Annotated in this window: 27 protein-coding genes; 9 read left to right on the top strand and 18 right to left on the bottom strand. The window is 63.9% G+C overall.

The window, feature by feature from the left end; translation table 11 throughout:
- Window positions 1-153 precede the first annotated feature (153 nt).
- The 5 genes from ACSBOX_RS19130 to ACSBOX_RS19110 form a co-directional block, all read right to left on the bottom strand.
- A complete protein-coding gene (locus tag ACSBOX_RS19130; protein WP_442543881.1) occupies window positions 154-1,398 on the bottom strand; it encodes a cation:proton antiporter in 1,245 nt (414 codons plus the stop codon).
- 41 nt (window positions 1,399-1,439) lie between these two features.
- The gene (locus tag ACSBOX_RS19125) at window positions 1,440-1,835 is read right to left on the bottom strand and encodes a hypothetical protein (protein ID WP_442543880.1); all 396 of its coding nucleotides are present in this window, start codon (window positions 1,833-1,835) and stop codon (window positions 1,440-1,442) included.
- Window positions 1,828-2,400, bottom strand: coding sequence for an SRPBCC family protein (locus ACSBOX_RS19120; RefSeq protein WP_442543879.1), 573 nt, complete (start codon window positions 2,398-2,400; stop codon window positions 1,828-1,830). Before ACSBOX_RS19120 ends, ACSBOX_RS19125 begins: the two co-directional genes overlap by 8 nt.
- A 13-nt stretch (window positions 2,401-2,413) precedes the next feature.
- Window positions 2,414-3,565, bottom strand: coding sequence for a sulfite oxidase (locus ACSBOX_RS19115; RefSeq protein WP_442543878.1), 1,152 nt, complete (start codon window positions 3,563-3,565; stop codon window positions 2,414-2,416).
- Window positions 3,566-4,315: 750 nt separating this feature from the next.
- Complete coding sequence (locus tag ACSBOX_RS19110; protein ID WP_442543877.1) at window positions 4,316-4,597, bottom strand: hypothetical protein; 282 nt, start codon at window positions 4,595-4,597, stop codon at window positions 4,316-4,318.
- On the opposite strand from ACSBOX_RS19110, the gene ACSBOX_RS19105 reads away from it, so the two are divergent.
- The 7 genes from ACSBOX_RS19105 (at window position 4,570) to ACSBOX_RS19075 (ending at window position 8,257) form a co-directional block, all read left to right on the top strand.
- Window positions 4,570-4,728 (top strand): PDDEXK nuclease domain-containing protein, encoded by a 159-nt coding sequence (locus ACSBOX_RS19105; RefSeq protein ID WP_442546068.1) that lies wholly within the window; start codon window positions 4,570-4,572, stop codon window positions 4,726-4,728. The two genes, ACSBOX_RS19110 and ACSBOX_RS19105, sit on opposite strands and share 28 nt — an antisense overlap.
- Before the next feature lie 267 nt (window positions 4,729-4,995).
- Window positions 4,996-5,538 (top strand): hypothetical protein, encoded by a 543-nt coding sequence (locus ACSBOX_RS19100; RefSeq protein ID WP_442543876.1) that lies wholly within the window; start codon window positions 4,996-4,998, stop codon window positions 5,536-5,538.
- 75 nt (window positions 5,539-5,613) lie between these two features.
- A complete protein-coding gene (locus tag ACSBOX_RS19095; RefSeq protein WP_442543875.1) occupies window positions 5,614-5,841 on the top strand; it encodes a hypothetical protein in 228 nt (75 codons plus the stop codon).
- A gap of 195 nt (window positions 5,842-6,036) precedes the next feature.
- Entirely contained in the window at window positions 6,037-6,447 is a 411-nt protein-coding gene (locus ACSBOX_RS19090; RefSeq protein WP_442543874.1) for an Imm26 family immunity protein, read from the top strand.
- A 154-nt stretch (window positions 6,448-6,601) separates the two neighbouring features.
- The gene (locus ACSBOX_RS19085; protein WP_442543873.1) at window positions 6,602-7,204 is read left to right on the top strand and encodes a DUF1214 domain-containing protein; all 603 of its coding nucleotides are present in this window, start codon (window positions 6,602-6,604) and stop codon (window positions 7,202-7,204) included.
- A 1-nt stretch (window position 7,205) separates the two neighbouring features.
- The gene (locus ACSBOX_RS19080) at window positions 7,206-7,865 is read left to right on the top strand and encodes a DUF1254 domain-containing protein (RefSeq protein ID WP_442543872.1); all 660 of its coding nucleotides are present in this window, start codon (window positions 7,206-7,208) and stop codon (window positions 7,863-7,865) included.
- Window positions 7,866-7,951: 86 nt separating this feature from the next.
- Window positions 7,952-8,257 carry a hypothetical protein gene (locus ACSBOX_RS19075; protein ID WP_442543871.1) on the top strand — a complete coding sequence of 102 codons (306 nt, stop codon included), beginning with the start codon at window positions 7,952-7,954 and terminating at the stop codon, window positions 8,255-8,257.
- Between the two features lie 27 nt (window positions 8,258-8,284).
- Here the strand turns inward: ACSBOX_RS19075 and ACSBOX_RS19070 are convergent, their stop codons facing one another.
- Entirely contained in the window at window positions 8,285-8,926 is a 642-nt protein-coding gene (locus ACSBOX_RS19070; protein WP_442543870.1) for a dihydrofolate reductase family protein, read from the bottom strand.
- A 125-nt stretch (window positions 8,927-9,051) separates the two neighbouring features.
- Between ACSBOX_RS19070 and ACSBOX_RS19065 the strand changes: the two genes are divergently transcribed.
- A complete protein-coding gene (locus tag ACSBOX_RS19065; RefSeq protein WP_442543869.1) occupies window positions 9,052-9,333 on the top strand; it encodes a DM13 domain-containing protein in 282 nt (93 codons plus the stop codon).
- A gap of 111 nt (window positions 9,334-9,444) precedes the next feature.
- Here ACSBOX_RS19065 and ACSBOX_RS19060 read toward each other — a convergent pair whose 3' ends face one another.
- From ACSBOX_RS19060 to ACSBOX_RS19050, 3 genes are all read right to left on the bottom strand, one after another.
- The gene (locus ACSBOX_RS19060) at window positions 9,445-9,801 is read right to left on the bottom strand and encodes a hypothetical protein (protein WP_442543868.1); all 357 of its coding nucleotides are present in this window, start codon (window positions 9,799-9,801) and stop codon (window positions 9,445-9,447) included.
- Window positions 9,798-10,007 carry a hypothetical protein gene (locus tag ACSBOX_RS19055; protein ID WP_284988712.1) on the bottom strand — a complete coding sequence of 70 codons (210 nt, stop codon included), beginning with the start codon at window positions 10,005-10,007 and terminating at the stop codon, window positions 9,798-9,800. The genes ACSBOX_RS19060 and ACSBOX_RS19055 overlap by 4 nt, the downstream gene beginning before the upstream one ends.
- 184 nt (window positions 10,008-10,191) lie before the next feature.
- Complete coding sequence (locus ACSBOX_RS19050; RefSeq protein WP_442543867.1) at window positions 10,192-11,076, bottom strand: methyltransferase family protein; 885 nt, start codon at window positions 11,074-11,076, stop codon at window positions 10,192-10,194.
- Between the two features lie 211 nt (window positions 11,077-11,287).
- Here ACSBOX_RS19050 and ACSBOX_RS19045 point away from each other — a divergent pair, with 211 nt between their 5' ends.
- Window positions 11,288-11,761 carry a MarR family winged helix-turn-helix transcriptional regulator gene (locus ACSBOX_RS19045; RefSeq protein ID WP_442543866.1) on the top strand — a complete coding sequence of 158 codons (474 nt, stop codon included), beginning with the start codon at window positions 11,288-11,290 and terminating at the stop codon, window positions 11,759-11,761.
- Here ACSBOX_RS19045 and ACSBOX_RS19040 read toward each other — a convergent pair.
- The 9 genes from ACSBOX_RS19040 to moaA form a co-directional block, all read right to left on the bottom strand.
- A complete protein-coding gene (locus ACSBOX_RS19040; protein WP_442543865.1) occupies window positions 11,758-11,991 on the bottom strand; it encodes a hypothetical protein in 234 nt (77 codons plus the stop codon). The genes ACSBOX_RS19045 and ACSBOX_RS19040 overlap by 4 nt on opposite strands.
- A gap of 196 nt (window positions 11,992-12,187) precedes the next feature.
- On the bottom strand, window positions 12,188-13,003 hold the full coding sequence (locus tag ACSBOX_RS19035) for an SRPBCC family protein (protein ID WP_442543864.1): 816 nt from the start codon (window positions 13,001-13,003) through the stop codon (window positions 12,188-12,190).
- Between the two features lie 22 nt (window positions 13,004-13,025).
- The gene (locus ACSBOX_RS19030) at window positions 13,026-13,880 is read right to left on the bottom strand and encodes an FAD binding domain-containing protein (RefSeq protein ID WP_442543863.1); all 855 of its coding nucleotides are present in this window, start codon (window positions 13,878-13,880) and stop codon (window positions 13,026-13,028) included.
- Window positions 13,877-16,246 (bottom strand): xanthine dehydrogenase family protein molybdopterin-binding subunit, encoded by a 2,370-nt coding sequence (locus ACSBOX_RS19025; RefSeq protein WP_442543862.1) that lies wholly within the window; start codon window positions 16,244-16,246, stop codon window positions 13,877-13,879. The genes ACSBOX_RS19030 and ACSBOX_RS19025 overlap by 4 nt, the downstream gene beginning before the upstream one ends.
- Window positions 16,243-16,755 (bottom strand): (2Fe-2S)-binding protein, encoded by a 513-nt coding sequence (locus ACSBOX_RS19020; protein ID WP_442543861.1) that lies wholly within the window; start codon window positions 16,753-16,755, stop codon window positions 16,243-16,245. Before ACSBOX_RS19020 ends, ACSBOX_RS19025 begins: the two co-directional genes overlap by 4 nt.
- Window positions 16,756-16,846: 91 nt before the next feature.
- Window positions 16,847-18,013 carry an XdhC family protein gene (locus ACSBOX_RS19015; protein ID WP_442543860.1) on the bottom strand — a complete coding sequence of 389 codons (1,167 nt, stop codon included), beginning with the start codon at window positions 18,011-18,013 and terminating at the stop codon, window positions 16,847-16,849.
- On the bottom strand, window positions 18,006-19,157 hold the full coding sequence (locus tag ACSBOX_RS19010) for a vWA domain-containing protein (RefSeq protein ID WP_442543859.1): 1,152 nt from the start codon (window positions 19,155-19,157) through the stop codon (window positions 18,006-18,008). Before ACSBOX_RS19010 ends, ACSBOX_RS19015 begins: the two co-directional genes overlap by 8 nt.
- Before the next feature lie 4 nt (window positions 19,158-19,161).
- Window positions 19,162-20,058: an AAA family ATPase gene (locus tag ACSBOX_RS19005; protein WP_442543858.1), complete on the bottom strand. Its 897-nt coding sequence runs from the start codon at window positions 20,056-20,058 to the stop codon at window positions 19,162-19,164.
- Window positions 20,059-20,100: 42 nt separating this feature from the next.
- Window positions 20,101-21,141 carry a GTP 3',8-cyclase MoaA gene (gene moaA, locus ACSBOX_RS19000; protein ID WP_442543857.1) on the bottom strand — a complete coding sequence of 347 codons (1,041 nt, stop codon included), beginning with the start codon at window positions 21,139-21,141 and terminating at the stop codon, window positions 20,101-20,103.
- Window positions 21,142-21,185: the final 44 nt, after the last annotated feature.

The raw sequence follows: 21,185 nt of genomic DNA, 5'->3' as shown, positions 1-21,185 counted from the left end.
CGATGAGCGCACGGGTTCCTCCCTCGGTAGCGTTCCAGCGGGTGATGGACCGTCCAGTTCCGGCTGGTCAACCCCGACATTCTATCGGTGGTTCGTGGCCGGGCTGCCGTCGGATGGGTCGTGTGACGGGGTTGCATGCCGCGGGTTCGGGGATCAGGCGGTCACCGCGGGACCGCCTTCGGAGGGCTTGCCTGCCGGGCCTTTGCCGGCGTGGCCCTTGTCTGCCGGCCCACCGCTCGCTGGCCCTTCGCCTGCCGATCCTGGTGCGGCCTGCGAGAAGCTGCGTGCCGCGCGCGAGCCCGCGATGGTGCTTGCCCCGATGCTGATGAGGGCACCAAGGATCATCGCCGCGGCTTCTCCTGGTTCCAGCAAGTGCAATTGGGAGCCGATGGTGGCGGCGGCAACCGGCACTCCCAATTGGGACGAGGCCAGTACTGCGAGCGGCAGGGGCTGGCCGAGGGCCCGGATGCTTCCGTGGACCAGCAGCGTTCCAAAGCCAAGGCAGATCCCGAGGAGGATCATTCTCGGGCTGCCTGCGAGGGTCCTCAGGTCGAGCGATGCACCCAGCCAGACGAAGAAGACCGGCCCCAGGAAACCGTCGCTCACGGCGAAGAGCTGGTGCGCCAGGCGACGGGGTTCGCCCACCGCGGAGACCACCAGGCCGAAGGAGAACCCGGCCAGCATGATGGAGACGTGTCCGAGGACCGCAAGCCCTGAAAGCGCGAAGAGCAACGCTAGTTGGATCCGCAGTTCCAGGGCGAACTTCCGGTCTTCGGAGATGTCATGCAACCGTCCGCGGTTGCCGCTGTTCTCCAGCCAGCGAAGTACGAAGAACAAAACCAACGCGCAAGCCGCGACGACGGCTGCCCCCACCGCTGCCCGGCCAGCGTTAGGCGGGTCGACGGCTAACGGAAGCGCCACAATGCAGGCGATGTCAGCGATCGCCACTTGCGCCGTCGTCGTCAGGACCTTCGGCCCTGTCAGCCGAAGCGAGTCGACGATCGGCAAGACCAGTGCCGCCGAGGAGGAAGCGAGCAGCACGATGTAGAGGGGAGCATGTCCGGTCCCGAAGGCGAAAGCGATGACGATCCCGACGACGGCGGCCAGCACCGCGGCGACGCCCGCGCGCAGGGCGCCGCTACCCAGGGCGGGGCGGATGGCTTTGTCCCGAACGGGGACGTGCGTCCCGGCGACGAACATGATGAGGGCGAATCCGACGTCGGCCACGAACGTGAAGGTGGGATTCGAGGAATCAACCAGTCCCAGGCCTGTGCGTCCGATGACGATGCCCGCCAGCAACTGTCCCAGGACAACGGGAAGGTGCCATTTCCGGGGCAGCGCGAGCAACGGCCCGAGGAGCGCGACCGTGGCGATCAGCGAAAGCTGAAAGAACGACACACGTTCCTCCTTCTACCGGCGTTGCGGTTGGTTAGCGGGGGTTACCGGGGCGCATCAGCCAGTTTGAGCGGAATGTCGGTGTTTTCGTTCGTGTAGTAGCTCGCGCACACCCGATGGTAGCCATCGGCCACCTGCGCGGGAATGCCCCGGGCCAGGTCGCCTTTGACCATGAGGATCGGCGAGAGCTTCTTGCCTTCCTTGATCTTCTTCAGGTCCGAGGCCACATGGGCGTTGTCCTCGGGCAACAGCGCTAGCCGCGCGGCCCGGAGAATGTCCTTGGCCTTGCGGTGCTGGATGGTCGCGTCCTTGAGCGCCGCGACGATGGTGGCAACGACGTCGTCGGATTCCAATAGGGACAAATAGTCGGCCGCGCTCGGATAGTCCTGGTCCTCGGGCTGCGCCAACCAGCGGACTTCGTCTTTGTTGTCATCAGGCATGCGTTGTACTCCTTGGCCAACGGTAACGGCTTGCAAACGTAGGCGGCGCGGGGCGGGGGACCTTGGAGAGGTCCGTGCCGGGACGTCGTCGTCGTAATTCAAGGGCGAGACTCTCCTGGCCGCGGGCCATCGCCCAATGGTGATTCGCGGCAAAAGCGGGCTTGAGCAGCCAGCTTAGCCGTCGGAGCAGCGGTTTCGAAGTACTGACCCGCCAGTCGTAGCTGACCACCGTTTCCGGGCCGTCCTGTTCGAAAGTCCAGCGCCCGGTGCCACGCAGGTCGCCGTTCGCCGCGATCGCGAAACCGCGCTCCGTGATGGGTTCGGTGACCGTGAACCTCCAGCGCAGCGTGTAGGGCAGCCAACCCTTGGAGTGGAGGGAGAAGGCCTTGCCTGTACCGTCCGCATTTCCCGGATCGAGCGGAACAACCCTCAGGTACACCGAGGGCCACCAGCGGGGCAGCGTTCCGGCGTCGCCCAAGATATCCATGACCTCACGCGGGGTCCCCGCGACGCGCCAGACGGTGCGGAATTCGTAGTCGGCGGTGTTCTTGGAAGTGGCGCCCATTTGCCCGGCCCGTTTACTCCCGGACCGTTACGGTCAGCCGTTGGATGTCGTTGTTTCCCATGCCTTGGTAGTTCCACTCCGGGGTCTCGGGCTGGGTCTGCCCGATGGAATCCGTGGCACGGCACGCCAACTCGTGGGAACCGGGCGTTGCGATCCAGGTGAACGTCCATCCGCGCCACGCATGCCGGCCCGCCGGAGCGTGAAGTTGGGCCTGCTCCCAGACCCCGTCCACGCAGACTTCGACGCTGTCCACGGTTCCCTGCCCGGACCAGGCCCGGCCGCTCAACAGCACCGGTCCTGCGTCGAGCGTGCGCTGCCTCGTGAGGAAATCGGGAATTCCAGGGGGAACCATCAGGGAGCGGACTTTGATCCGCTGGACGGGTTCGCCCGGATCGTCTGCGTCCTGGGTGTAGCGGTAGGAGTCAAGCTGTTGGTAGCCGTCGAAACTGTGGTCGATTGCCTCGATGGATTGCAGCCATTTGACGCTCGTCATCCCGTACCAACCCGGAACCAGCAAACGGACAGGGTAGCCATGCTGCGGCGGCAGGGCTTGGCCGTTGACCTCGTAGGCGAGCAGGACGTCGTCGGACATCGCTTCCGCGAGAGTCAGGCTGCGCGCGTACTGATGCTCCTTACCGCCCTGGATCCCGCGGTCCGCGCCCGTGAAGACGAGCTCGACGGCGTCCGGTGAGACGCCGGCGTCGAGCAGCAACGGAGCGAGCGGGGTGCCGGTCCATTCTGCGGTGCCCACACCACCCTGGTCCCATGGCTGGCTCACAGGCCGCGGTTCCAGCCGCGAGCGGCCGTTGCCGGCGCACTCCATCGTGACGGCCTGGGTGCGGCGCTCGCGGTGCTGGAGGTCAGAGAGGGTGTATTCGTGCGGATGGTCCACGAGCCCGCCGATATTCAGCCGCCACGAGACGGGATCGATCCGGGGGACGTCGAAATGGACCAGGAGATAGTGCATGCCCAGCGGGGTGACGGGCCATCGGAGCATTTCCAACGGCATGGCGTGGTTGCGCGAAGCAAGTTGCAGTTCTTCGCGGGTGATGGGACCGGTTGTTGGAGAGGCCGGTGCGGTTGGTTCTGTCGGAGCAGCGGGGGCAGTGGGGGCCGGGGTGGCAACAGCGGCGCCTTCCGCTGTGCGGCGGGTGTTGACGCTCATGCTCCCAGTATGGCCGTCAGCCGCGGTGGTGTCACTGGGATTTGGTGTGGGCAACGGGGTCGCGTCTCGCGGCGCTCCGGCGACGGGGCGGGGGGCCGCGGGGCGCTCCGACGTCGGGGGGCGTTCGGTCCGCGTCGCGCTCCGGCGACGGGGCGTTCGGTCCGCGTCCGACGTCGGGCCGTTGGGAAAGTATTCTTGGTCTTTGGCGCTTGCGCTCCTGGACAGAGACAGATGGAAGAAGGAGAGCCTCCGTGAAGATCCGAGCCCCACGACTCGACGTGAGTGGCGTTCTCCTTGTTTGGGCCCTGATATTCGGGCTTTGGCAACCTTTTATTTGGTGGCGGGGGATTGTGGCTGCCGTATGTTTGATCGTTGCGCTGTGGGGCTTTGTTGCCTGGTACCGGCGTCGTTCTGCGCGGGGGCGATAGGGAATTCGAACGGCTAGGACTGCGCCTCTGCTGGACAAAGCGGACGACCCCGTGCTTTCCGGACCGCACGAAACAAAGTCTTGCGGACCGTTAATACTCAGTTGATTGAGCCGTATTGGGCCATCGATCAGGTCGTCAGACTGCAGCAGGAGAAGCACGGCTGGGGGAGCGGTAATTAATCGTCCATTCTCCGATTCGCGTGCGGATTTCCCCGAGATTAAGGGCCTTTCGCCGCGCAACATCCAGTGCATACAACATTTGCGGGCGCGTGGCAGGAAGCCAATTACGCAACAGCTTGTTGCGCAATTGCAGTGTGGCCATGTCACCGTCCCTTTGGATAGGTTGCGCACGGGAAGATCGTGTTTCCTATGCTGCGGCGGCCGTCCAGCATCGGTGGTCGAGAAATGTCCTGTTGAACATGATCTTGAACCGGACCTTTGAACGGACAGGCGCGGCGCCGTCCAATTTTGCGCAACAGATCGCGAAAGATCCGTACAACTTCGAACTCCTGAGCTTGTCCGGCGAAGTCGCTGAACGGGAACTGGAAATGGACTTGATCAACCGGATCACGAAACCCTGCGGGAACTTGGACCTGGGTTTGCATTCGTTGGCCGGCAGGTCCATTTCGATGTCGACGGCGACGACTACTACGTTGACATCCTGTTCTTCCACATGGATCAAAACAGATTTAGCTGCACTAGTGGCCGGTCTGTTGGGCGTCGGGAACTGGCCTAGGCCGCATAAGGACGGTGCCGATAGTCGCCGGTCAACTTCGGACCCGCTCGGAGGCGTTCGCTGATTTGCGCCGCTTGTCTCTGTTTCCCTCTGATGTGTCGCCGTGATTCCTCCAAGGCGGCAACTTCACCCAGCCGGGTCTTCTGTTTAGCCCTCAGCGAGGCGCGTGAGCGCGTTCTGGTTTGAGTGGAGAAGCGTTTGCGGTGAAGGAACTGGATTGCCGTGGTGCTGGTTGCGGGCGTGGTGAGAAATTGGCAGGCTTGAGGAATGCGACCGCTTTCTGATACTGAGCGCAAGGTGATCAGTCGCCTTTTACAAATGGACTTCCAGGGCGCAACTCAACTCCGCTCTCAGGTCGAACACATTGTGGGTACCGAGCGGAACTGCACATGCGGATGCCCGTCAATCACTCCAATCATTGATCGGGCATTGGCTGAGCCCGCTGTGGTGGAGTCAACCTTCCTGCCAGTTAGGCTTCAGGAGATCGATCGCAATGACGGAGTGCCGCGCGAGGTCATTGCATTTACAGACGCCGACGGCTTCCTTGCGAATCTCGAATGCGTCTACTTCGATGACGCTATCAACGAATGGCCGGATGTTGATCAAAGTGTTGTGTTTCTTGCGGACTCGCAGCGGAGCGCAATTGCCATCTCCCTGCCCAACGGGGCAGTCATTCACCCGTTAGCCAAGGGAGATACGTGGCGGCACACGACCTTCGGGGACCTGTCGCTCATCGCTGAAACCGTGAGCGGCTATCGCGAAGAATACGATTTCGAGGGACGGCGCCTAGGGCGCTCACTCGGCAGCTGACTCTTCCGCCGAAAACCGATCGTTGAGGGCGATTAGAGCGGCACCTGCACCACCCTAGAGCGGTTGACCCGTTACGTGGTCATCGAACTTAAGACCGGCAAATTCCAGCCAGAGTTTGCCGGAGAGCTCAACGACCGGAGTGTCAGGTACACCCTTGGCCGTTCAACGTCGCCCATGGCCGTGGCAGCCTACACCTACGACAAGCTGCCCACCGCCGAGCAACAGTTCCTTCCCGACGAGAGCCACCTCGTGGCCGCGCTTGATTGGACTGAACCCAAAGCAGTCCAATCGGACTCCGATTAGCCTGCGCATACGGCGAGGCGCTTGCAGTTCGATATTAGGCTTTCCCCATGATGTCGCCGTTCTACCAAGAAGCGTTGGCCTGGGGTGCGGCTTGGTTGAAGGGGAAGGTCTTTAATGGGTTCTGTACACACCAATATGCGCATACTCAAACCCTCGAGGAAAAGACCGCTGCCGGGTGATGTTTTTGTGCTGCAGATGCCTGACGATAAGTATTCCTTCGGCCGGGTGGTCAGTACTTCGGCAATGGTCGGGGGCCGGAATCCGTCACAGCTGATTTACGTCTTCAAGATCCGGTCCGCTTCGAAGGATCTTCCCGAGCGTTCGGAACTAAGGAGCGACCGCTTGTTGGTCCCTCCGATGATGACCAATCTCTTGCCGTGGTCGCGAGGTTACCTGGAAACGATCGCGCACCTGCCTTTTGAATCCGGTGACATCCTTCCCCAGCATTGCTTCTACGACTCTTTCTTCCGCAAGTACTTCGACGAACTGGGAAACGACCTTCCATGCCCCGCGGAACCCGTGGGGGAATTAGGCCTCCAGAGTTTCAGAACCATCGATGACGCCGTCAGTATGGAGCTGGGGATTCCGATTGTCCCCGAGGACTGAAGGAAACAACGCATTCGAGAAGTTGACGGTACTCCGTGTCGTCGCCGGTGGTGGGGCCGGCGGATTGTCGTCCTATGGGATTTGTTGGTTGGTACCCGCGTCGTCGCTGCGCCGAGTCACACCCAACCCCATAGCCCAGTGGTAGTTTGCGGTTATGGCAAATGCCCTCGTGTGGTTCTCGCAGTCCGGTGTGGTGCAAGGATTGATTCTCGGTGCCGTGCTTGCCTTCTTGACGGCGATCCTCGTGATGAATGCCGTGGGCCGGGCCGTCACAACGACTGTCAACGGGTGGAGTGCTATCCGCAAGTGCGGCCAGCCTGGCAACGGAGTCCTCGTTCGGGCCGCTTGCGCCAAGGCCTTGCCCGTCGTCAACGTGTTTGAAGAGGCCGCGTATTGGACCGCCACTGTGGATGGCTCAGGGCAAACGCTGAGCGGCGGGAATGGATATGTCCTGCATTTTCCTCCTGGGAAACTTCCGCCGCATGATGCCTTCTGGTCGCTCACTCCGACCGATACTGTCGGGTACATGGTGGAAAATCCCGCTAATCGCTACAGCGTTGGCGACCGTTCCGCTCTGGCACAGAATGCCGACGGTTCGGTCGATATTTATCTCCAGCGTCAGGCTCCGAGCGGCCACGAGCAGAACTGGCTGCCCATTCCGCCGGGGAACTTCAAGCTGATGTTCCGCGTGTATCTGCCGGGCGCGGCAATTCTCGACGGCACGTACCAATTGCCGCGCATTGTCAGGGCGCAGTGAGATGAACCGACTCATCCTGAAGTACGGTCGGCCCCTTACCGCGGTCATACTGGCCATCTTCGCCTGGGTCATCTACCGGCGGATAGCCAACGGGGACGGAATCGTTCCCCTCGTCATTGTGGCGGTCATCGTATGGGGGCTCGGCGCGCCGGCTTTCATCTACCTCTGGCCGCGACTCACAGTCAACGGGTACAAGAGGGCGATACTCAAGCACGGATTCGGGGAGGGCCCGATCCCCGTCAACACGCTGTACGCCGTGCCCGGCACCTCGTCCCCGTCGACGGCGACGTCGCGCGGGAGCCTTATGGCAACCGGGGCCGACGACTTGCTCTACATCGGCGGCTGGCTCGACTTGAGCAAAGGGCCGCAAATCCTGCACGTACCGGACATGTCCGGCCGTTACTTCAGCGTGCAGTTCACCGACCCCTCGAAAAGCACCAATTTTGCCTACGTCGGCAAACGCACCACGGGAACCAACGCCGGAGACTACGTCCTCAGCGGGCCCGGCTGGAAGGGAACCGTACCGAATGGGATGACGCAGATTTCCTCGCCATCCCATTCCGCGCTCGTCATTGGCCGAGTGTTCGTCGAAAGCGACAGCGATCTTCCCACCGCTTACGCGCTCGCGAAGCAAATCCAGCTCGCGCCGCTAAAGCAATAACGTGATCAGCACAGAAGTACGACGGCGGACGGCTCGCCGCCGCTGGCTGGCCGACCGGCCCTTCCAGGACATAAGAGGAGATCAGAATGTCTGCAACACTCAAGCTGACGCACAAGGCCATCGGGGTGGAAGTCCGGCGCGGCACGTACGAGGCCATAGTCGACGGGAAACCTGCCGGGACTGTCGAAATGAACAAGACAATCGACATCACGGTGGAGCCCGGACATCACACCCTGCAAGTCCGAAATGGCCGAAATTCGAGCAGGATCAAGACTTTCGACGTCGCCGAGGACGAAATCGCCAGATTCCGGTGCAGCGGAAAGAGCCCCCTGCCGATCTTTCTCTTGTCCTTCGCGGTTCCCAGCCTGGCGCTCACGCTCAAACGAGAGTAGCCGCACTCAGACGATCCCGTGTGATGGTTATCGGCGGAAGGTGACGTGGATGATGCCGCTTTCAGCGGTCTCTGACGTGACGGTGTAATCGCTTTCCAGCCCCCGGAGATCGTCCCAGAGCCGTATTCCGCTACCGAGCAGGATCGGTGTGATCGCGACGTGCAGCCGATCGACAAGTCCGGCACTGAGGTAATCGCGCACAACGGTAGGGCCACCTCCGATACGCACATCCTTTTCGCCAGCTGCACTGAGCGCTCGATCAAGCACTTCTTCGGGGCTGGTGTTGACGAAGTGGAAGGTCGTACCGCCGGCCATCGTGATGTCAGGGCGGGGCGTGTGAGTGAGGACGAACACCGGGACGCGGAAGGGCGGCTCGTCGCCCCACCAGCCCTTCCACTCGGGGTCGTCGGGGAAGTTATGGAACCCGAACATGCCGGCACCCATAATCTCAGCACCGACCCCCTCGAAGTAGGCCGCGGCGTATTTGTCGTCGACGCCGGACGTTCCTTCTCCACTCGTGTCATGCAAGACCCGCTCACGGAATGTACGCGTGGACGTATATGCGTCAACGAGCCGGGCCCAGTCCGAACCGAATGGATTCTCCGGAGTTGCGTCGGTGGTCGTGGCGAAACCATCCAGCGAGATATTCAGGTCAACTCGAACAGCCATGGTGAAGGTCCCTTCAGATCAGTGGTTGCGTTATGCACCCACCATACTGGTGGTGAGATCATCCTTACGGAAGAATTCATGGACGAATTCGTCATTCCTGGGAGTACAGAACAGCCACCCTACGCGTGACGGATTCCGGAGCAATTCTGGATCTGAGGGACTTTACGACCGAAAACAGCAAAGACCTCCAGGTGGTCCTCAGTCCCGGGACGCTGAGTCCCTGCGCGAATGGCGAACTCGGGCTCACGTCGACCGCTATGTATGAGCTGGGTGCGCTAAAAAGTAGCCAAGGAGACCAGCAGTATCAAATAGGCAGCCAAGAGTGGGCCAAGATGCCCGCTTTCGGCAGCGTTGTCATCTACGACTACCGGGCCCGGTTAGCCTACGGAGCAGCCAACCTCAAGTGAAGCCTTCGAGACCCGCGGTACCCAGCAGCGCACGGTATCGCGGTATTGCCGAAGCCGCCCGAACAAGGCTTTCGCGCACTCCGGGGTGCACGTCAATCAGCTGTCTGCCTGTCAGGAGGCTTTGGCAAGGTATTGGGCCAGTGCTTCCCTGAGGATTTCGCTCGGCTTGCGGTGCTCGATTTCGGACCGGGCAACCAATTGTGCGTCCATGTCCTTCGGGAGGCGGATGGTCCGGGACGGGGATGTTCCGCTGCTGCTCAGGGAGGGTTTGCCGACGGCTCTCTTTACTGCCTCGGGGGAGCCCAGGGCTGCTTCCAGCAGGGCGCGTCCGGCACCTTGCCCGGACGCCTTGGTGATGCGGGCCTCAGGGCCTATGTCGGCGGTCTCCGCCCATTCGCCCAGGGCACGGAAGTGGGCCTGTTCCTCCGGGCTCAGGTCCTGGCCGCCCTTGGCTTTCTTCTCATTCATTCCGTTGTTCCTCTCTCGGCAATGTCGAGTATCTTCCGCCTTGCCTCCATCACGTGGAAGACCAGGATGTCGTTAGGCGGTGTAATGACTGCCATGACTTCGAGAATCGTCCGGCGGTCCCGAGAAGGGCCGATAAACAGATCCGGACGTGCGCCCGATTCCACACGCGGCTCATCGAACTCTTCAACGTGGTAGATCTGGTTCAAGATTGCATGCAACGCATCCCCGCGGGCAATTCCATGTTTGTTTGCGCTGTCCGCCCACCTGATCCCCATTTTAATATTGTCTCACAATAATAAGGTTATTGCGAGACAATATTGGGGCGGTGGCTCTCGGTCCGAGCGAGCGAGACTGAGGAACGACAACCTTCGAAGAGACTTATGTGTGCACTCATCGTTCCTGAGATGAAGCCCTCGATATCCGAGGTACCCAGCAGCGCACGGCATCGCGGTATTGACGGAATTCTTCACCGAACCGTTCCTCCAGGTCAGCTTCCTCAAGCGGCCTCACAACGTAATTCCACACCAGGGAGCCCGCGACGGCGTAAGCCACCACCAGCCATGATTGCAGGATGACACCGACAGCGGCGCCCTGGAGAATGCCCGCTGCCGCCATTGGATTACGTATCCAGCGATACGGACCTGCGATCACCAATTGGTTGGGCATTGCCGACGGCAGCGGCGTGCCATCTCCGAGCGTCGACATCCCTACGGCCGACGAGATGCCAAGGGCGCTGGCGAGCACCAGAACCGCGACACCCACAGGAGCGGCAAACGAAGGAAACGGGAGCACCACCGCCCAGCGCTGTTCGAGAAACGCGACGGTAAACGGAATCACCGCCAGGAAGAAGCCCCAGAAGAGGACGATTTGCCCAAAGGTTGAAACCACATGGGTGACGGCGGTCGATCGGGGGATTGCGGGACGGAATGCGAACGGACCGCGGATGATCCACCCGGTTGGTACACGCCCTAGCAAGACGAGGCAGAGCGCGATCAACGAACCTGCGGTGGCGGCACCCATGCTTAGGACGCCCCAGCCTGCTTCGGCTGTGATCGTGGCGTATACCGCCAATCCGACGGCGACAACACCCGTCCAGCCGGCACTCACCAGCGCGGCAGCCTCTACGCTAAAAGCCGCCACGGCCGAAGCCACGACGAACAAAGGAATGTCGAAGACAGCAACCGCAACCGGGTCGAGGTTACCGAGGGTCGCCTCGCGAACGACCGGCGACAGGAAAACCGCGGCCCACCACAAGAAACCTGCAATCGCCTTCATGCCGAAATATGCCCTGCCCCACCCAACAGCTCCGCCTCGCCGAATCAAGGGCGACACCCGCTCAGCCCAAACATCCGTAGCCCCAATCGCAGACAATTTTGGCCTCAGCCTACCGAATTCGAACGCTTCGTCTGCCTACGGGTTGGAGGGCAACTAGGCCCGGGTACCCCTCCAACCCTCACAACATCCCCTCGCGGCTACAATGAGTCGTATGCCGGACATTGAGCGTTGGCCGACCGGACGGTTGCTGTCTACAGCGGCCCGGCTGGTGGAACACGCTTGGGACGAGAATCTCAGGGAGATCGGCCTCACCCACGCCGGTGTCATCGCCCTCGAGGTTCTTGCAGTCACGGGCCCCATCACTCAGACCGCGCTCGCGCAGATCGTCCGCGTGCAGGCCCAGACCATGGGGCAGACCCTCAGCAGGCTCGAAACCCACGGCCACATCAGCCGCCGTCGAAGTTCCGAGGACCGCAGGGTGCACGTCGTTTCGTTGACCGACGTCGGCAAAGAAGCGCTTGAGCGGGCGGTCGAGTCGGAGCAACAGGTCCTCGCCCAGGTGTCCATCGATACGTCGATGTTCAGGCAGGAATTGAAGGTACTCGTGCGCGAGCTGGCGGGGCGGCAAGCACCTGGGGGAGACACCGCGGGCGCCCCTCTTGCCGCCGCAGCACGGGAAGATTAGTCCGAGGAAACGTCGACGGCGGACCGCTCGACGGCGGATCGCACACCGCGCGCAGCCAGCTCATCCAGGACCGCGTCGTACCATGACTTGACCCCGAACTCGGGCTTCCCGACGTCGAGCAACCTGAAGAGCGCGTCAGCCAAGAAATTGAGCTCCGCGACGGACAACTTCGCAAGCCCTTCGACTGGGTCCAGCTCGCCTTCCAAGCACGAGGTGAGCAGCGCGTTCACAGCGCGGTTCCAAGCTCGGGAGCAGCTACGCGAGAAGAATTGACAGAGGGGGGAGTCGGGCGGGTCATGGGTCACTCCATGGAAGAATTCCGAGGGCCAGCTGCATAACCCACCTTGATGATATCGACGCCGTGAGGCGTGCGGCAAGAGCGCCGCGCCGCCCGAAACCACCATCCACACGGCTTAGATGGCGCGTTCAATCCTTCCCGCATCGTCGGACAAGCCAGACCACCAGAGCGAGGACAGCGGCGGCGCAAAGTACAGGGCTGAAACGGCGCACCAGTACTGGCCAGACGGCCGAGCCCAGGTCCAATTCCGCCGTCGGCGCGTACTGTGCGGGCAGAGGGGTGGGTGCAGTTGCGGCCGCCGAAACAGGCGCCGCCGGACGCCCGGCCGCCGGTGTTGTCGGAACCCCGGCAGAGGGCTCGCCCACCGGCGCAGCGGGCCCAACCGCAGCGGGCCCAACCGCAGCCGGCCCGGCGTCGGGCCCAGCGACCTCACCCCCGTCCGCCCCGGACCCTGCCGACGCAGCCGCGCTTCCGGCGTCGGGCCCGGTATCGCCAGGAGCCCCGCCGCGCGCCTTCCCGATCACGCACTGGACAAACTGCTCCAGCAACTTGTCCGAGATGTCCTGGATGACGCCGCGGCCGAATTGTGCCGGTTTTCCGGTGACGTTCATATCGGTGGTTACGTCCACGGAGGTGCCGTCGCCGTCGGGCGTCAGCACTGCCGTTACCGTGGCGCCCGCTGTGCCGTTGCCGCGTTTGTCCTTGCCCGTCGCCGAAATGACAACGGTGTGCGTCTCCTGGTTGCGCTCGAGGAATTCACCGGTGCCGGTGTAGATCATGGCGATCGGCCCGAGCTTGACCTTGACCGTTCCGGTGAACTGCTCGCCGCTCACGGACGTGAGGGTCGCACCCGGGAAACAGGGCGCGATATCTTCCAGCTGGTTGAAGGAATGCCAGGTGTCCTCCAGCGAACTGGGAACCACGAAGTGATGTTTGAGTTCCACGTCGCCTCCCGTCCGTGTTCCGCTAGAGCCCGGCGGCCGCGATGACGGCCCGTTTGGTGAGGACCCCGGCCAGGTGGCGGCGGTAGGCCGCGTCCCCGTTGAGGTCGCTGGCGGGGTCGGTCCCCTCGGCGGCATGCGCGCTCGCGGCGGCGATCGCTTCCCGAGTCGCTGGGCCGCCCACTAGTGCCTGTTCGACGGCGGTCGCCCGCAATGGCGTGCTGGCCATGTTGGTCAGGCCGATCTTGGCCTCGGCGATGGTGCCGCCTTCTACCCGGACCATCGCAGCCACCGCCACAATGGACCATTGCTGGGCCACCCTGGTGAACTTCTCATAGTGCGAACCCCAACCGGTGTACTTCGGCACCCGGATATGGGTGAGGATCTCGCCGTCGTCGACGGCGGTGGTGAAGTACCCCTGGAAGAAGTCCGCCGCTGCCACCCGGCGTTCCCCGTTGGGACCGGCCAGGATGAACGTCGCGTCGGCGGCCAGCACCGGCGCGGGCATGTCGCCCGCCGGGTCGGCGTGAACCAGGGCGCCGCCGAACGTGCCGCGGTGGCGGACCTGCGGATCCGCGACCGTCGCCGCGGCCTTGGCCAGCAACGGCACGTGCTCGGCAATCAGCGGGTCAGTGGCTATCTGGTGGTGCGTGGTCATGGCTCCGATCAGCAGTGCATCGCCGTCGTCGCGCACCCCGGACAACTCTCCGATCCGGCCCAAGTCGACCACCATAGCCGGGTCGGCCAGGCGCAGTTTCATCACGGGGATCAGGCTTTGACCCCCGGCCAGCACCTTCACGTCGTCGCCCGCGTCGGCCAACACGCCCAAGGCCTCCGCCACCGTGGCCGGAGCGGCGTAATCGAATGCGCTCGGAATCATTGCACACCTCCGGTGGTCTTGGCTTCTTCGAGGGCGGCCCACACGCGCGCCGGTGTACAGGGCATCTTGATGTCCTTCACGCCAAGGTGCCGCACCGCGTCCAGCACCCCGTTGACAATGGCGGGCGTCGAGGCGATGGTTCCCGCTTCGCCGACTCCCTTGGCACCCAACTGGTTGGTCGTCGACGGCGTCTCGGTGCGCGCCGTCGTGAAGTGCGGCAGATCCGGTGCGCTGGGCACCAGGTAGTCTACGAACGAGCCCGTGACCAGGGTCCCGGCGTCGTCGTGCACGGCCTCCTCATAGAGGGCCTGCGCGATTCCCTGCGCCAGGCCGCCATGGACCTGGCCCTCCACGATCAGCGGATTGACCACCACCCCGACGTCGTCCACGCAAACGTACTTGCGGATGCTGACCTGCCCGGTCTCGGTGTCCACTTCCATGGCGGCCAGATGGGTGCCGTGCGGGAAGGAGAAGCTCTGCGGGTCGAAAGTGGCATCCGAATCCAGATTGGGCTCAAACCCTTCTGGCAGGTTGTGCGCGGAGAAGGCGGCGAACGCGACTTCTCCGAACGCCGTGGACTGGTCGGTGCCCTTGACACTGAACTTGCCGTCCGTGAACTCGATGTCCTCTTCGCTGGCCTCCATCATGTGCGCTGCCAGGACCTTGGCCTTTTCGATCACTTTGTCCGCTGCGGCCAGCACCGCCATGCCGCCGACGGTCAACGAGCGGGAGCCGTAGGTGTCCAGGCCCCGCTGGGAGACCTGGGTATCGCCATGCAACACCTCGACGTTCTCGAACGGCACGCCGAGCCTGTCAGCCACAAGCTGGCTCCACGCGGTTTCGTGGCCCTGGCCGTGCGGGGAAGTTCCCGTGACCACCTCGACGTTGCCTGTGGGGAGCACCCGCACCTGGGCGTGCTCCCAGCCGCCTGCGGCGTAACTGAGCGCGCCAAGCACCCGGGACGGAGCCAGGCCGCACATTTCGGTGAACGTGGAGATGCCGATGCCGAGTTGGACGGGATCGTTGGCTTCGCGGCGCCTGGCCTGCTCTGCCCGGAGCTCGTCGTAGCCAAAGAGTTCCAGGGCCTTCGCCGTGGCCGCCTCGTAGTTGCCACTGTCGTATTCGAGACCGGTAACCGTGGTGAAGGGGAATTCTTCGTGGTTGATCCAGTTCTTCTTCCGCACTTCCAAGGGATCCATGCCCAGTTCGACGGCGAGTTCATCCATCAAGCGCTCGATCGCAAAAGTGGCTTCCGGACGGCCTGCGCCGCGGTAAGCGCCCGTCCACGCCTTGTTGGTGAAGAGGTTGTTGCATTCGAGACGGTAGGCCGGGAACTTGTAGATGGCGTTGTACATGAAGGCGCCCAGGATCGGGACTCCCGAGCCGATAATGCCCAGGTAGGCGCCCATATCCGCCAGCAACTGGATGTCCAGCCCGGTGACAATCCCGTCCTTCGTGGCCGCGAGCTTCACCTTCTGCACTTGGGCCCGGCCGTGATGACCGGACTGCAGGGACTCGCTTCGGGTTTCGGTGTATTTGCACGGCTTGCCGACCCGCCGGGCTGCCATGAGGGTGATGAACTCTTCCGGGATCACCGTCAGCTTTCCGCCAAAACCGCCGCCCACGTCGGGGGCAATCACACGGATCTTGCTTTCCGGGAGGCCGAGCGTCAGTGCCAGAATCAGCCGCAGGATATGCGGTATCTGCGTGGACGACCACATGGTGATTTGCTCACTCGTCGGGTCAACCACGATCGAGCGCGGTTCCATGAAGGCCGGGATGAGGCGCTGCTGATAGAAGGTGCGTTCGATGAGGACTTCGGCGTTCGCCAACGCCTCGGCGATCGGCTTGCCGGTGCCGGCTTCGCCCGAGTCAAACACCCACGTCGCCGAGAGATTGGAGTCCAAGGTGGAGTGGGCCAGCACCTTGTCGGTGAATGCCTCTTCCAGATCCAGGACTACCGGAAGTTCGTCATAGCTGACGTCCACGAGTTCGACGGCGTCTCGCGCCGCGGCGGCGCTGCGGGCAACGATGCAGGCCACTATCTCGCCGGCGAAGGCCACCTCGTCGACGGCGATCGATGGGAAGCCAGGCGCTTTCTGCTCGGCGGTGACGGGCCAGACGTTGGGCAGGCTGCCCTGTTCAGCGGCCACATCGGCTCCGGTAAGCACGGTGACGACGCCGGGTGAGGACTTCGCGGCGGAGGTGTCGATCGAGCTGATCTTCGCGTGGGCGAAAGGACTGCGGACCATGGCCAGATGGAGCATGCCGGGCAACGTCATGTTGTCGGTGTACCTGGAGCGTCCAGTGATGAGGTGGGCGTCTTCTTTGCGGAGGCGGGGCCTGCCGACTTCGGCGATGGTCATGCCACACCTGCCGTTTCTGTCGCGTCGCTGTCGGAAGAAACCGTTCCGTCAGCGGCGGCCTGCACCGCAGCAACAATGTTCTGGTATCCGGTGCACCGGCAGAGGTTCCCCTCGAGGCCGTCCCGGATTTCCTGCTCGGTGGGGTGCGGGTTTTCGGCGAGGAGGGACGCCGACTGCATGATCATGCCTGGCGTGCAGAAGCCGCATTGCAGCGCATGGCATTGGTGGAAGGCTTGCTGGAGAGGGGCGAGTTTGCCGTCCCGGGCCAGGCCTTCGATGGTGGTGACGCTGTGGCCGTCTGCCTGAACCGCGAACATGGTGCAGGATTTGACGCTGACTCCGTCCAGATGGACGGTGCAGGCGCCGCAGTTGGTAGTGTCGCAGCCGATCAATGTGCCGGTCTTGCCAAGCCGTTCGCGCAGGTACTGGACCAGCAGCAATCGTGGCTCGACTTCGTCTGTGTAGCTCACATCATCGACTTCGACGGTGATCGTCTTGGAACTCGCCATGGGGATCTCCTGTCGCGTTGGACGACGGGCACGACTGCCCTGCATCCAGTCCTGATGTGACACAGGTTACTCCTCGGAAGGGGCGAGCGCCCTAGCCTGGCTTGAGTTCGTACCCCGCATCCTCGTGGTCCGCTTCAACCGTGGGTTCGTGGTGGATCCGGGCCTCCATGGTGCTCAATCTTCCTCCGCCGCCACCCCAGTGCAGGGCAATGATTTCGGCGGCGATGGAGACGGCCGTTTCCTCCGGGGTGCGGGATCCCAGGTCCAGTCCGATCGGGCTGGAGAGCCTGGCCAATTCGGCCTCGCCCAGGCCGGCTTCGCGCAGCCGTTCCAGCCGGTCGTGATGCGTGCGACGGGATCCCATCGCGCCCACGTAGGCCACGTTGTGGCGCAGTGCCAACTCCAGGAGCGGAACGTCGAATTTTGGATCATGGGTCAGCACGCAGATCACGGTGCGTTCATCCACTTGGCCGGCGCTGATCTGCGCCTGCAGGTAGCGGTGCGGCCATTCCACCACTACCTCGTCCGCCTGCGGGAACCGGGCAGCCGTTGCGAAAACCGCGCGGGCGTCGCAGACCGTGACCCGGTAGCCCAGGAAGGTGCCTTGTTTCGCGACGGCGGCGGCGAAGTCGATCGCGCCGAACACCAGCATGCGCGGCTGCGGGGCGAAGCTGAGGGCGAACACTCGCATGCCTTCCCCGCGGCGCTGCCCGTCCGGTCCGTACATGAGTGTGGCGTTGCGGCCTGCGGCCAGCAGGCCCTGGACATCGTCGGATACCGCATGGTCGGCTCGCTCGCTGCCGAGGGAGCTGACGAAGCCATCAGGGCGGACCACCAAATGGCGGCCCAGCCACGCCGGATCGGGATGTTCGATGACGGTGACGATGGCAACCGGGCGGCCTGCACCGACGTCGTCCGCTACGTGCGGCAGTTCCGGGAAGTTCTCAGTGGAGACCGGCTCCACAAAAATGTCCAGGATGCCGCCGCAGGTGAGGCCGACCTCGAACGCGGCGTCGTCACTGATCCCGTACCGCTGGAGCACTGGCTCGCCGGACTCGACCACCTTCGTGGCGAGTTCGTAGAGCGCTCCTTCGACGCACCCGCCGGACACCGAGCCCACCGCACTGCCGTCGGCGTCGACCATCATGGCGGCTCCGGCCGGCCGCGGCGCGGAGCGGAAGGTGCGCACCACCGTTCCGAGTCCTACTGTGTGGCCGGCCGCCATGGCGGCGACCAGATCGTCCAAGACTTCACGCATTGGCAACCACGTCCAACAACTCCTCGAAACTCTGCATTGAGTGCCCCCCTATAAAGAAGTCAACGTGCGGCAGCACCGCCCTGATTCCCCGCTGCAGGGGCTCGTACCCCGCTTTGCCGCGGTGCGGATTGGACCAAATGATCCGCCGCGCCAGATGGTGCAGCCGTTCGGCCTGGCGGCCCAGCAGTGCAGGGTCGCCCCGCTCCCAGCCGTCGCTGGCAATCACGACGACGGCGCCGCGCACCATGTTGCGCTGTCCCCAGCGGTCGTTGAACGCCCGCAACACTTCGCCCAGCCGGGTTCCACCGGACCAGTCCGGGACGGTGCGGCCAGCGAGCGCCAAGGCATTGTCCGGGTCGGGAACCCGCAGTGCGCCCGTCACGCGGGTCAGCCGGGTGCCGAGCGTGAACACCTCCACTTGGCGCGGGGCGGCTTCCACGACCCGGTGTGCCAAACGCAACAGGCTGTCCGCGTATGGTGCCATCGAACCCGAGACGTCGATCAACCAGACCATCCGGCGGGGTTTGCGCGGAGCCCGGGCGCGGCGCAGCGGTCCGGGTTCCCCGCCGCGGCGCAGTTGGTCGCGCAGGGTCCGCACGCGGTCCACGTCGCCGTGCCGGTCGAGGTGCTTGCGCCTGGTCTGGCGGGTGGGCAGGCGTACCGGTAGTTCCTCGAACATCCTGCGCAGCATGGCCCGTTCCTCGTCGTCCAATACGGCCACATCGCGGTGCCGCAGCAGCTCGCGGCGGCTGGCGAGCGCCCGCAACTGTTCGCGCCGACCTTCCGGTCCGCCGTCGTCGTTGTCCAAAGACGCGGCGCTGACGGACGTCGCGGAGTTTTCCACGAGTTCGGCGGCGGAATGTTCCACGGCGAACCAAGCCTCAAACGTCCGCTGGTAGGCGGGCAGATCCTCCGGCGAGGCGCAAAGCGTGGCGCGGCCGGCCCAGAAGACGTCCGAACGGCGGTCCAGGGCGAGCCTGCCGACGGCGTCGACGAAGCTGAGCGAGCGGTCTGCGGTCACTTTCACGCCGGCCGCACGCACGGCGGCAGCAAAGGCCAACAGGATCTCTTCGGCGCTGTGGCCTGTGCTCGGGCCTGGGGGTCCGCTCTGGCTTGTCGGGACGGCCTGTCCTGCCGGTGGCATGGGCTCAGCCGAGCATCCGGGCCAGGGCCGCCGAGACCCGCTCGGTGTCCTCGCGGTACTTGCACAGCGCGCCGATGCTGGCCGCGGCCGATGCCAGGTCCAACTCGGCCCGGCCGAGCTGGTGCAGGGCGCGCGCCCAGTCCAGGGTCTCGGCAACCCCGGGAGGCTTCAGTACGTCGTCGGTGACCCGGATCTGTTGGACCGCGCGAACCACCTGCTCGGCCAGGAGCGCGGGCACCTGGGGGAGCCGGGTGCGCACAATCTCCACTTCGCGGGCCAGCCCCGGGTGGTCGATCCAGTGGTAGAGGCAGCGGCGTTTGAGGGCATCGTGCAGGTCGCGGGTCCGGTTGGAGGTGAGCACCACGATCGGCGGAGTGTCGGCCTTGACGGTGCCGAACTCGGGAATGGAGACCTGATATGTGGAGAGCACCTCCAGCAGGAACGCCTCGAACTCGTCGTCGGCCCGGTCGATTTCGTCGATCAGCAGCACGGCCGGGCTTTGCTGCAGCGCCTTGAGAATGGGGCGGGCCAGCAGGAACCGTTTGTCGTACAGCGAACTTTCCAGTTCCGCTACGCTCAGCCGCGTGCCCATTCCCGAGCCGCCGCTGGCCTCCACACTGCGCAGATGCAGGATCTGGGCGGTGAAGTCCCAGTCATACAAGGCCTGCGAGGCGTCGATTCCTTCATAGCACTGCAAGCGGATCAGCGGCAGGCCGAACCCTTCCGCCAGCGCCTCGGCGAGGGAGGTTTTGCCGGTGCCCGGTTCGCCCTCCAGAAGCAGCGGCCGTTCCATGCTCAGGGCGAGGTAGCCGACAGTGGCCAGGCCGTCGTCGGCGAGGTAGCCGGTGGCTGCCAGCAATTCGGCCAACGCTGTCGCGGAGCTGATCGACGTCTGCGTCATGGCACCAGCATAGGGTCACCGGCCGGGCTGCGGTCCGCTGGGTTACCCGCCGATGTACGACATCTCGATCTTGTGTGCGGCTGCGGGGTCTTTAGGCGTGTGCGAACTGCGCAGTTCCGAGTAGCGGTCCGCGCGGCCGCCCCACAGAGCGGACAACGCCGTCGAAAGCTCGACGTCGGACGCGCCGCCTCTCAGGAGTGCCCTCAGGTCCGTCCCGGCTGTGGCGAAGAGGCACGTGAACAGCTTCCCGTCGGCCGAGAGCCGGGCCCGCGTGCAGCCGCGGCAAAAGGCTTGGGTCACGCTGGAAATGACGCCGATTTCGCCGCTGCCGTCCGCGTAGTGCCAGCGATCCGAGGTTTCGCCGGGGTAGTTCGGCGCCACGGGCTCCAGCGGGAACTCCGCGCCGATTCGGGCCAGGATCTCGGCAGAGGGGACCACTTCATCCATTTTCCAGCCATTGGACGCACCCACGTCCATGTACTCGATGAACCGCAGGATGAACCCGGAACCTTTGAAGTGGCGAGCCATGGGAAGAATGTCCTGGTCGTTCGTCCCGCGCTTGACCACCATGTTGATCTTCACCGGCCCGAGTCCCGCGGCCTGGGCAACGTCCGCGGCGTGCAGGACCTTCGCCACGGGATAGCCGACGTCGTTCATGGCCTGGAAGGTCTCCTCCCGGAGGGAGTCCAGCGAGACCGTCACCCGGTTCAGCCCGGCATCCTTGAGGGCTTGCGCCTTCTGCGCCAGGACCGAGCCGTTGGTGGTCATGGCCAGGTCCGGTGCCAGCCCGTCGGGAGTGCGCAACCGGGCCAGCATCCGGACCAGTTCCTCGATGTCCTTCCGCAGCAGGGGTTCCCCGCCGGTCAGCCGGATCTTCCGTACACCGTGTCCCACCGCGATCGACGCCAGCCTGGTGATTTCCTCAAACGTCAGCAGCTGGTCCCGGGGCATGAAAACGAAGTCCCGCCCGAAGATCTCCTTGGGCATGCAGTAGACGCACCGGAAATTGCATCGGTCCGTGACGGAAATCCGCAGGTCCCGCAGGGGCCGGTGGAAGGTGTCCGTGATGGAATTGGCGTCCATGCAGCGCCCTCTCAACGCGGTAGTAGTGCCAACCGCTTGTGCCA

The sequence above is a fragment of the Arthrobacter sp. KN11-1C genome, assembly GCF_052180225.1.
In the GTDB taxonomy this organism is placed as follows: Bacteria; Actinomycetota; Actinomycetes; order Actinomycetales; family Micrococcaceae; genus Arthrobacter.
This window is presented reverse-complemented; position numbering and strand designations above follow the sequence as displayed.

Coding starts and splice junctions, on each gene's coding strand:
- ACSBOX_RS19125 (WP_442543880.1), bottom strand. CDS start 1,835: ATGCCTGATGACAACAAAGACGAAGTCCGCTGGTTGGCGCAGCCCGAG.
- ACSBOX_RS19120 (WP_442543879.1), bottom strand. CDS start 2,400: ATGGGCGCCACTTCCAAGAACACCGCCGACTACGAATTCCGCACCGTC.
- ACSBOX_RS19115 (WP_442543878.1), bottom strand. CDS start 3,565: ATGAGCGTCAACACCCGCCGCACAGCGGAAGGCGCCGCTGTTGCCACC.
- ACSBOX_RS19110 (WP_442543877.1), bottom strand. CDS start 4,597: ATGCAAACCCAGGTCCAAGTTCCCGCAGGGTTTCGTGATCCGGTTGAT.
- ACSBOX_RS19100 (WP_442543876.1), top strand. CDS start 4,996: ATGCGACCGCTTTCTGATACTGAGCGCAAGGTGATCAGTCGCCTTTTA.
- ACSBOX_RS19090 (WP_442543874.1), top strand. CDS start 6,037: ATGCCTGACGATAAGTATTCCTTCGGCCGGGTGGTCAGTACTTCGGCA.
- ACSBOX_RS19085 (WP_442543873.1), top strand. CDS start 6,602: ATGGCAAATGCCCTCGTGTGGTTCTCGCAGTCCGGTGTGGTGCAAGGA.
- ACSBOX_RS19080 (WP_442543872.1), top strand. CDS start 7,206: ATGAACCGACTCATCCTGAAGTACGGTCGGCCCCTTACCGCGGTCATA.
- ACSBOX_RS19075 (WP_442543871.1), top strand. CDS start 7,952: ATGTCTGCAACACTCAAGCTGACGCACAAGGCCATCGGGGTGGAAGTC.
- ACSBOX_RS19070 (WP_442543870.1), bottom strand. CDS start 8,926: ATGGCTGTTCGAGTTGACCTGAATATCTCGCTGGATGGTTTCGCCACG.
- ACSBOX_RS19060 (WP_442543868.1), bottom strand. CDS start 9,801: ATGAATGAGAAGAAAGCCAAGGGCGGCCAGGACCTGAGCCCGGAGGAA.
- ACSBOX_RS19050 (WP_442543867.1), bottom strand. CDS start 11,076: ATGAAGGCGATTGCAGGTTTCTTGTGGTGGGCCGCGGTTTTCCTGTCG.
- ACSBOX_RS19045 (WP_442543866.1), top strand. CDS start 11,288: ATGCCGGACATTGAGCGTTGGCCGACCGGACGGTTGCTGTCTACAGCG.
- ACSBOX_RS19030 (WP_442543863.1), bottom strand. CDS start 13,880: ATGATTCCGAGCGCATTCGATTACGCCGCTCCGGCCACGGTGGCGGAG.
- ACSBOX_RS19025 (WP_442543862.1), bottom strand. CDS start 16,246: ATGACCATCGCCGAAGTCGGCAGGCCCCGCCTCCGCAAAGAAGACGCC.
- ACSBOX_RS19020 (WP_442543861.1), bottom strand. CDS start 16,755: ATGGCGAGTTCCAAGACGATCACCGTCGAAGTCGATGATGTGAGCTAC.
- ACSBOX_RS19015 (WP_442543860.1), bottom strand. CDS start 18,013: ATGCGTGAAGTCTTGGACGATCTGGTCGCCGCCATGGCGGCCGGCCAC.
- ACSBOX_RS19010 (WP_442543859.1), bottom strand. CDS start 19,157: ATGCCACCGGCAGGACAGGCCGTCCCGACAAGCCAGAGCGGACCCCCA.
- ACSBOX_RS19005 (WP_442543858.1), bottom strand. CDS start 20,058: ATGACGCAGACGTCGATCAGCTCCGCGACAGCGTTGGCCGAATTGCTG.
- moaA (WP_442543857.1), bottom strand. CDS start 21,141: ATGGACGCCAATTCCATCACGGACACCTTCCACCGGCCCCTGCGGGAC.